10 protein-coding genes are annotated in these 8,913 nt (G+C 41.7%); all 10 read right to left on the bottom strand.

The genetic code is table 11. The annotated features are described in order from the left end of the window. Nucleotides 1-428: 428 nt before the first annotated feature. The gene (gene lysS / locus V3595_RS25335) at nt 429-1,928 is read right to left on the bottom strand and encodes a lysine--tRNA ligase (protein ID WP_485910416.1); all 1,500 of its coding nucleotides are present in this window, start codon (nt 1,926-1,928) and stop codon (nt 429-431) included. A gap of 187 nt (nt 1,929-2,115) precedes the next feature. After that, nucleotides 2,116-3,114 (bottom strand): tRNA dihydrouridine synthase DusB, encoded by a 999-nt coding sequence (dusB, locus tag V3595_RS25330; RefSeq protein ID WP_402907402.1) that lies wholly within the window; start codon nt 3,112-3,114, stop codon nt 2,116-2,118. Between the two features lie 22 nt (nt 3,115-3,136). Continuing rightward, nucleotides 3,137-3,349 (bottom strand): helix-turn-helix domain-containing protein, encoded by a 213-nt coding sequence (locus V3595_RS25325; protein WP_101225931.1) that lies wholly within the window; start codon nt 3,347-3,349, stop codon nt 3,137-3,139. Beyond that, nucleotides 3,301-3,828 (bottom strand): 2-amino-4-hydroxy-6-hydroxymethyldihydropteridine diphosphokinase, encoded by a 528-nt coding sequence (gene folK, locus V3595_RS25320; RefSeq protein WP_485910409.1) that lies wholly within the window; start codon nt 3,826-3,828, stop codon nt 3,301-3,303. Before folK ends, V3595_RS25325 begins: the two co-directional genes overlap by 49 nt. A gap of 2 nt (nt 3,829-3,830) precedes the next feature. Beyond that, the gene (gene folB, locus V3595_RS25315) at nt 3,831-4,190 is read right to left on the bottom strand and encodes a dihydroneopterin aldolase (RefSeq protein WP_101225929.1); all 360 of its coding nucleotides are present in this window, start codon (nt 4,188-4,190) and stop codon (nt 3,831-3,833) included. A gap of 1 nt (nt 4,191) precedes the next feature. Next, entirely contained in the window at nt 4,192-5,028 is an 837-nt protein-coding gene (folP, locus tag V3595_RS25310) for a dihydropteroate synthase (RefSeq protein WP_485910407.1), read from the bottom strand. Nucleotides 5,029-5,189: 161 nt separating this feature from the next. Next, nucleotides 5,190-6,116 (bottom strand): cysteine synthase A, encoded by a 927-nt coding sequence (gene cysK / locus V3595_RS25305; RefSeq protein ID WP_095394505.1) that lies wholly within the window; start codon nt 6,114-6,116, stop codon nt 5,190-5,192. 130 nt (nt 6,117-6,246) lie between these two features. Beyond that, entirely contained in the window at nt 6,247-7,143 is an 897-nt protein-coding gene (locus tag V3595_RS25300) for a peptidyl-prolyl cis-trans isomerase (RefSeq protein WP_485910405.1), read from the bottom strand. A gap of 18 nt (nt 7,144-7,161) precedes the next feature. Then, entirely contained in the window at nt 7,162-8,043 is an 882-nt protein-coding gene (gene hslO / locus V3595_RS25295; RefSeq protein ID WP_485910403.1) for an Hsp33 family molecular chaperone HslO, read from the bottom strand. 26 nt (nt 8,044-8,069) lie between these two features. Continuing rightward, a complete protein-coding gene (locus tag V3595_RS25290; RefSeq protein WP_063235928.1) occupies nt 8,070-8,849 on the bottom strand; it encodes a type III pantothenate kinase in 780 nt (259 codons plus the stop codon). Between the last annotated feature and the right edge of the window lie 64 nt (nt 8,850-8,913).

Raw genomic sequence — 8,913 nt, 5'->3', positions numbered from 1 at the left:
CGAAGAAATGTTTGACTTGCTCATTTGCTTTTTTGATAGTGTGTGCTCACTTAAAATTTAACGTTGGCGCTTTGTTTTGTTCAGTTTTCAAAGAGCAATGTCTTTCGGAACAGCTTATTTATAATAACATTTTCATTACTGCAAGTCAACAACTTTTTTAAAACTTTTTAAAGTTTGTAATCTGTGTGCAACTCGTTCGTAACGACAGATATAAATATAACACCATTACGTTAACTGCGCAATACCTTTTATAAAGTTTTTTTGAGATAATGTTGTTTTTCTTTCAAACCCTAGAATCCACTCTATTGAAAGATATGAAATTATAATTAAAAAACAAAAACCGAATTGGACTTACCAGGATCAAGAGCTACGCCCATGATCCCAGCCATCCGAATTCGGCCCTGCAATCAAAACTCATTTTGCTTATATTAGCGATGTCTCATTAAAGGGAATAACAGGACGTCACGGATAGAAGGAGAATTGGTCAATAGCATAACCAAACGGTCAACACCAATTCCCAGTCCGCCAGTCGGCGGCATTCCGTATTCTAACGCCTCCAAGAAATCTTCATCCATTTCATGAGCTTCATCATTACCTTGCTCTCGTTCTTTCAATTGAGCTTCAAAGCGTTGACGTTGATCAATAGGATCATTAAGTTCAGTGAAGGCATTTGCGTGCTCCCTACCTACAATGAATAACTCAAAACGATCTGTGAAACGGGAATCTTCCGGGTTTTTCTTTGCTAAAGGAGAGATTTCCACTGGATGCCCATAGATGAATGTAGGTTGAATTAACTTATCTTCGACCTTTTGTTCAAAGAATTCATTTACGATATGGCCGAACTCCATGGATTCCTTAACTTCAATCCCATTTTCTTTAGCAAGCTGCTGGGCTTCTTCTTTACTCATTTCAGTCCAGAAGTCCACACCAGTATATTCTTTTACAGCGTCAACCATGTGAAGTCGTTTCCATTCCGGTTTTAACTCTATCTCATACTCCCCATACTGGATGGTAGTCGTCCCAAGAACTTCTTGAGCTATATGGGCAATCAGGTTTTCCGTTAAACTCATGATATCTTGGTAATCCGCATAAGCTTCGTACAATTCGATCAATGTGAATTCAGGATTGTGCCTTGTGGACACTCCTTCATTTCTGAAAACCCGGCCAATTTCATAAACTTTCTCCAATCCGCCAACAATTAAGCGTTTTAGATGCAGTTCAATGGCGATCCTTAAATTCAAAGGCATATCCAAGGCATTATGGTGAGTAAGGAAAGGGCGTGCAGCAGCTCCACCAGCAACAGAGTGCAATAGCGGCGTCTCCACTTCAAGGTATCCATGATCGTCCAAATACCGTCTCATGGCTTGAACAATACGACTGCGCATGATCAACGTATTTTTACTTTCCTCATTTGTAATTAAATCGACATAACGTTTACGATAGCGCTCTTCAACGTCCTTCAAGCCATGAAATTTATCAGGTAACGGGCGAAGCGCCTTAGTAAGGAACACATACTCTTTAGCTTTAATGGAAAGTTCCCCGACTTTCGTTTTGAAGATAACGCCAGTTACCCCTACGAGATCACCAAGATCTGTTTGGTTGAAAATTTGGTAAGAATCTTCCCCTATATTATCCAAACGGACGTAGATTTGGATTTGGCCGCTAATATCCTGGATATGGGCAAATCCCGCTTTCCCTTTTCCGCGCTTCGTCATGACACGGCCAGCGATCGTAACTTCAATTTCTTTTTCTTCAAGATCTTCCTTTTCTAATTCACCATAAGCACTGATTATCTCCTGAGTGTTATGTGTGCGCTCGAATCTGCTCCCGAAAGGGTCTTGTCCATTATCAATCATGGCCTGCATTTTATCGCGCCTTACCTGCAGTTGGTCATTCAATTCTTCATGACTCACGAATATCATCTCCATCTTTATTAATAAATGCCTTATATAATTAATCAGAAATTCTTTTGCATACATATTTATTCTTACATAAAGTAAAGGAATTCAACAGCTTTTTATCTTAAAACATTGTTTATGTACATATAAAAACTGCCAGGATTACTGGCAGTTAAGATAAGCGTATTATAGGAAAATAGGAAGGTAATGTCAAACATCAGACCATTTGGATATTTTGTTGCTTCGCTTCAATATCATCAACAAGTCCATAAAGAAGCTTTACAACATCTTCCCTTGTTTCACAATCATTAATTCCTTTGCGAGCCGTAGCATTCCCTTTAACACCCTTTAAATACCAAGAAGCATGCTTACGCATTTCACGAACAGCTACATTTTCATTTTTCAACGCAATCAGACGATCCATATGAAGCACGCAAACGTCCATCTTTTCACGAACTGAAGGTTCATCCATCAGTTGACCGGTTTCTAGATATTTTACAGTCCGGTAGATCATCCACGGGTTACCTAGGGCTGCACGGCCGATCATGACTCCATCAACACCCGTTTCCTTCAGCATTCTTTCCGCATCCTGTGGAGTTTCCACATCACCGTTACCGATAAGGGGAATATTAATCGACTTCTTTACTTCACGGATGATGTCCCAGTTAGCTTTTCCTTCATACATTTGAACTCGTGTCCTGCCATGCATGGAAACAGCTTTACCGCCTGCGCGTTCAACAGCCTGAGCATTCTGAATCGCAAAAACATGCTCATCATCCCAGCCAATGCGCATTTTAACCGTTACCGGCTTTTCAACGGCATCAACCACCGCTGAAACCATCTCATAAATTTTGTTTGGATCGAGAAGCCACTTCGCACCCGCATCACATTTAGTGATTTTAGGAACAGGGCAGCCCATGTTGATATCAATGATATCAGCATTTGTATTTTTATCTACAAATTGTGCAGCTTCGACCAAAGATTTCTTTTCACCGCCAAAGATTTGCAAGCTTAACGGCTTTTCTCTTTCATCTATATAAAGCATATTCATCGTTCTAGCATTTTGTAAAACGATTCCTTTATCACTGACCATCTCCGCACAAACAAGACCAGCACCAAATTCCTTGACGGTCAAGCGGAATGCCGAGTTACAGACTCCCGCCATCGGTGCCAGCACTACCGGATTCTTCATTTCTATATTGCCTATTTTTAACACGTTGACCTCCTATAACATTCTTTCATTTATCGTCAGGTGGCTGAAGCTCCTCAATGGAAACATGAAGAATTTCCGCCACTTCCAGTAAAAATGCCTCTGAAGGGTTGCGGTTCCCTCGTTCGACTTCTCCCAGCAAGGAAACGGAAACACCTATTTCCCTCGCAAACCCTTCCTGGGTATAACCCTTTAACTTTCGAAAAGCGCGAATACGCCTTCCCCATTTTTCACCTTCCATAATCGAACTCCTTCTTTATCCGAAATCTGTTCAAGCAGGTCGCTCAAAGGTGCATGCATTTGCGGAAGTGATATATCAGGGTCCACTTCCATTAAAGGCACGATAACAAAAGCCCTCTCGTGCATACGAGGGTGCGGTACTGAAAGAATCTCTGTCTCAATATTTTCTTGATTATATAACAAAATGTCAAGGTCTAAAGTACGGGGACCCCACCTATTTTCCCTTTTTCTTCCTAAATCTTGTTCTATTTTCATACAAGCGTGAAGTAATTTTTCGGGTTCTAAATCGGTTTCCACTTTAAGAACAGCATTTAAAAAACAGTCCTGGTCTTCATATCCTATCGGGTCTGTTTCATATAAAGAAGAGCAGGACACCATCTTGATATGCGGATTTTCAGACAATAATTGGAAAGCTCTTTGGAATGTTTCAAGGCGATCCCCTAAGTTCGACCCTATTGAAAGGTAAGCAATATTTATCACAATCAGCGTCCCCTTACAATTTCTATAGCAACCGACTCATAGTGACCTGCTATTGGGGGATCTGGTTTATAAACCTTCACGGTGCATGTCTCGATGGAAGAATATTTATTAAGTAGTTCAGAGGCAATTTTTTCAGCGACAGCTTCCACTAACTTAAAAGGTTCTCCCTCAACAACACTTTTACACACTTCATATAACTCGCCATAGTTGATTGAGTCTTCAAGCTTGTCACTCTTCCCAGCCTTGGCTAAATCAGTCTGAACGATTAAGTCCACTTTAAACCGCTGACCAAGCTTCGTTTCTTCCGGAAAAACTCCATGATAACCGTAAAACTCCATCTTATTCACATATATCTTATCCATTTCATTCACCTTTTCCTAATAGAGCGTCCATCATCTTTGCAGCCCGGGCCATTTCCTTCACATCATGTACACGAACCATCTGACAGCCTTGTTGAATTCCATGGCAAATTGTAGCGGCAGTGCCTTCCATCCTCTCACTAGGCGGCAGGTCCAGAACATGGCCAATCATGGACTTTCTCGATGTCGCCAGAAGCACGGGATAACCTAATGATACCAGCTTATCAAGATTCCTCATCATTTCCAAATTAAACTTTAAATCTTTCGCAAATCCAATACCTGGATCGAGAATGATGTTTTCATCCTTGACTCCCGCATCCTTTACCAATATGATGCTTTCGAATAAATCTTGAAGTACATCCCGGACAAAATGTCCATACTCCATATTATCCCTGTTATGCATCAAGATAATCGGCACCTTATATTCCGCAGCAACCTTTGACATCAAGGAATCGGCTTTACCTCCCCAAATATCATTTAATATATGGGCTCCTGCCTTTACCGCCTCTTCTGCAACTCTTGATTTATACGTATCGACCGATATTGGAATCTCAATATTACGCGATATCGCTTCAATAATTGGGGCGACTCTCTCTATTTCCTCTTCATCCGATACCCTCTCATAGTTAGGACGGGTTGACTCACCACCAACATCCAATATATCCGCCCCATCGTTGACCATTCGTTCGGCATGCTTTAAAGCAGCATCTATCCGATTATATTTTCCGCCATCCGAAAAGGAGTCCGGCGTAACATTCAAAATCCCCATGATTAAGGTTTTCTTGCTGTAATCCAAATCAAATGAACCGCATTTTATTTTTGATGCTCCTGCTAATGACATCCAATGTTCTCCTTCGCCTAAAGAAATCTATATATACGAGTTTACCCATTTACATAGGTATAGTGCAAGCTCCATGAAAATCAGGGATACTTCTGCATACTTTGCTACAAAAAGAAAAGCAAAGCCCCATAGGAACTTCGCTTCTCATTTAGTGTCTAGTCTTACTCAAAGTTATATAATGGTGTACTTAAGTAGCGTTCACCATTACTCGGTATGATGGCAAGGACCTTTTTGCCTTTTCCCAGTTTGTCAGCCACTTTAATGGCAGCTGCAATTGCGCCTCCAGAAGAGATTCCGCCAAGGATTCCTTCCTCTTTTGCTGCGCGGCGGGCATAATCAAACGATTCCTCTGTATTGACTTGAATGATTTCGTCATAGAGATCTGTATTCAAAATACTAGGAACGAAGCCTGCTCCGATTCCTTGGATTTTATGAGGTCCTGGAGTACCACCCGATAATACTGGAGAGTCCGCAGGTTCAACAGCGTAAATTTTAATGTCAGGGAATTTTTCACGCAGGACTTCACCGGCACCTGTTATGGTTCCGCCAGTACCGATTCCGGCAACGAATGCATCCAGGCCTTCATCTCCAAAGGCTTCAACGATTTCAGGGCCTGTAGTGTTCCGATGTACTTCAGGGTTGGCTTCGTTTTCGAATTGCTGCGGAATGAAGTAACCTTTTTCTTTAGACAGCTCAGTCGCCTTTGCGATTGCACCCTTCATTCCTTCAGGTCCCGGAGTAAGAACTAATTCTGCCCCATATGCGCGAAGCAAGTTACGGCGTTCCAAGCTCATCGTCTCCGGCATAACCAGAATTGATTTATAGCCCTTTGCCGCAGCTACCATTGCCAAACCTATTCCCGTATTTCCGCTTGTAGGTTCAATGATCGTATCACCTGGCTTAAGAGTACCATTTTTTTCTGCCGCTTCGATCATCGCAAGGGCGATACGGTCTTTTACACTGCTGCCTGGGTTAAAATACTCAAGTTTCAAATAAATATCTGCACTGTTTTCATTTTGAAGCTTGTTTAACTTAACAATAGGTGTTTGTCCAATTAAATCGATTACAGAATTAGCTATACGTGCCATTTTCTCCACTCCCTTATCATTTCAATACCGAGTATGTTTATTGGTTTTATAATTTTAAAGTTACCAGTTTTAATAGTTCATTGTCAATGATTATATACTATATTCTAAATTTTCTCACACAACCATTGACCTACTTTTCTTCCTTCAATCCATAAAACCATTCTACATCAAATTCGTCCCAGAAAATTTTCCCTGAGACCGGTGCCTGAATCTGTTCAAGAGCTATTTGGCGGTGAATCTTGTCTTTAACTTCTTCATATTCATACTGCTTGCCCTCTATTCTTTCATGCAGGTAGAGAACGGCCCAGCCATCCTCTGTTTGGATTGCATCACTCCACTTTTTCACCTTCAATTTCTCGGCAGCGGTAATGTATTCCTTGGAGACTTGCTCGTTATCCTGGGATATATAACCCATGTCGCCTCCTTGATTGGCAGTGAATTCATCAAGGGACTTCTCCATTGCCAAGACATCAAAGGAGACACCTTTCTCCAGTTCACGTATGACTTGGTCTGCCTGCTTTTTTGTAGAAGTGGTGATATGGGAAATATGGAAAGCAGTAGGAATTCTGTAGATATCCTTATTATTATCATAATGACTCCGCATTGCCGTTTCGGAAACCGAAACGTCCTTAGTGAGGAGCTTCTCGAGAAGGAGACTCGACTGAATTTCCTGCCTCAGTTGATCGTTACTTTTATTAAGGTTCTGACCGGCAGTCCCATACATCGTTTTCATCATTTTAAGTTCCCGATCAAGCTCTTCATCCGAAGTCTTCACTTTGTATTTTTCAGCTGCCTGTTTCACTACCTCTTTATCGACCATTTCCTCAAGTACATCTTCCCCATATCTTTTTTCGAGCTCATTAATCCATGCTTCCCGGGAAATATCCTTGGATCCAACCTTTGCGGCGGTTTCTTCCCCAATGACGGATTTTGAAGTGATTAGTGGTTTTATGACAAAGATAATGATAGTCAATAGGTTCAACAAGGCAAGGCCAGCAATAATCGCCCGAAGCTTTTGTTTTGGCAAACCCTTATCCCCCGTAAATTATTTTTTTGTTTCTGCCTCTAATTCCTCGAGTTCTTCCTTCGAGAATTGGTAGGTCTGATTACAAAAATGACAATGCGCCTCCGCTTGTCCGTCTGTCTCAATGATATCCCGAATCTCAGCTTGCCCTAGGCTAATCAATGCATTCGCAATTCTTTCCTTGGAACATTGACAGGAGAATTGGACATCCATTTTTTCTAGTATATTCACATTACCCTCACCTAAAATTTCGGTTAGGATTTCTTCAGGAGTCATGCCACTTTGAATCATCTTGGAAACGGGAGTTATCGTGTTTAGTCGATTTTCGATTTTGGAAATCGTATCTTCGGATGTACCCGGCATCAACTGAATGATAAATCCACCCGCTGCAAGGATTGAATTATCCGGATTCACTAGAACCCCAACCCCCACAGATGATGGCACCTGTTCAGAAGTAACAAAGTAATAAGTGAAATCTTCACCTAACTCTCCCGATACAAGCGGTACTTGCCCCGAAAAGTAATCACGAAGACCAATGTCTTTGACAACAGTCAGCAATCCATCGGTACCCACCGCTCTCCTTACATCCAGCTTTCCCTGCTCATTCAAATCAAAGTGTGTTTGCGGGTGAGTGACATATCCGCGGACTTCTCCCTTTGCATTGCTGTCGACCAGGATGGAACCAATCGGTCCACCGCCCTCGATTTTAATCGTCAGCTTTTCTTCACCTTTTAACATTCCGCCCATCATAACGCCTGCCGTCATAGCCCGTCCAAGGGCAGCAGAAGCAGTAGGCCATGTATAATGGCGTCGCTGCGCTTCTCCTACGGTGTCTGTTGTTGAAACAGCATATGCCCGTACCTGTCCTTCATAGCCTAACGCCTTTATTAGATAATCCTTCATTTATTTTGCTCCTTTCAAGCTTTGTATTACTTCTTCACTTGCTCACGGTTACGTTTATAAATCAGCTGCAGCCCCTTCAAGGTCAAAAATGGCTCCACAACGTCAATCACAGTGGACTCATTGGCAATTAAGGTAGCCAGTCCGCCTGTCGCTATTACCGTTGGTTCTAGATTACTTTGCGCCTTAATTCGATTAACGATTCCTTCTACCTGTCCAACATATCCATACAAAATGCCAGCCTGCATGGCGGACACCGTATTTTTCCCAATAATCCCTTCCGGTCGGCTGATTTCTATTCTTGGAAGTTTGGCTGCTTTTGAATAAAGTGCTTCAGTAGAAATATTTATACCCGGAGCAATGGCTCCGCCCATGTATTGTTTATCCTCATTTATGTAGCAATATGTCGTTGCCGTGCCAAAATCCACGATAATGAGAGGGCTTCCATATTCCTGAATGCCTGCAACCGCATTAACGATTCGGTCAGCTCCCACCTCACGGGGATTTTCGTATTTAATATTCAATCCAGTTTTTATTCCAGGTCCAACTATAAGCGGTTTAATTCCAAAGTATTTTTTGCACATGCGTTCAAGCGCAAACATAATCGGCGGAACTACCGAAGAAATGATGATTCCATCAAATTGATCAAACGAAAGACCTTCATGTTGCAGCAAAGACTTTATGACCATTCCATACTCATCTTCTGTCTTGTGACGGTTAGTCTCTATTCGCCAATGATATTTTAAAATATCTTCATCGTATACGCCTAATACAGTATTCGTATTCCCAACATCCAATACAAAAATCATCGTTTCATCACTCCGGTAAATTATTCTCCAACATCATAACACACTGTTATTTCCCACGCTATTA

It is taken from the genome of Bacillus sp. CFBP9009 (assembly GCF_036541465.1).
Taxonomy (GTDB): Bacteria; Bacillota; Bacilli; order Bacillales; family DSM-1321; genus Peribacillus.
The sequence above is the reverse complement of the archived record's forward strand: the minus strand, read 5'-3'. Positions and strand labels throughout refer to the sequence as shown.

Bases quoted from the DNA above. Each gene is read 5' to 3' on its own strand.
- lysS (WP_485910416.1), bottom strand. From the start codon at position 1,928: ATGGAGATGATATTCGTGAGTCATGAAGAATTGAATGACCAACTGCAG.
- V3595_RS25325 (WP_101225931.1), bottom strand. From the start codon at position 3,349: ATGGAAGGTGAAAAATGGGGAAGGCGTATTCGCGCTTTTCGAAAGTTA.
- folB (WP_101225929.1), bottom strand. From the start codon at position 4,190: ATGGATAAGATATATGTGAATAAGATGGAGTTTTACGGTTATCATGGA.
- folP (WP_485910407.1), bottom strand. From the start codon at position 5,028: ATGTCATTAGCAGGAGCATCAAAAATAAAATGCGGTTCATTTGATTTG.
- cysK (WP_095394505.1), bottom strand. From the start codon at position 6,116: ATGGCACGTATAGCTAATTCTGTAATCGATTTAATTGGACAAACACCT.
- hslO (WP_485910403.1), bottom strand. From the start codon at position 8,043: ATGAAGGATTATCTAATAAAGGCGTTAGGCTATGAAGGACAGGTACGG.
- V3595_RS25290 (WP_063235928.1), bottom strand. From the start codon at position 8,849: ATGATTTTTGTATTGGATGTTGGGAATACGAATACTGTATTAGGCGTA.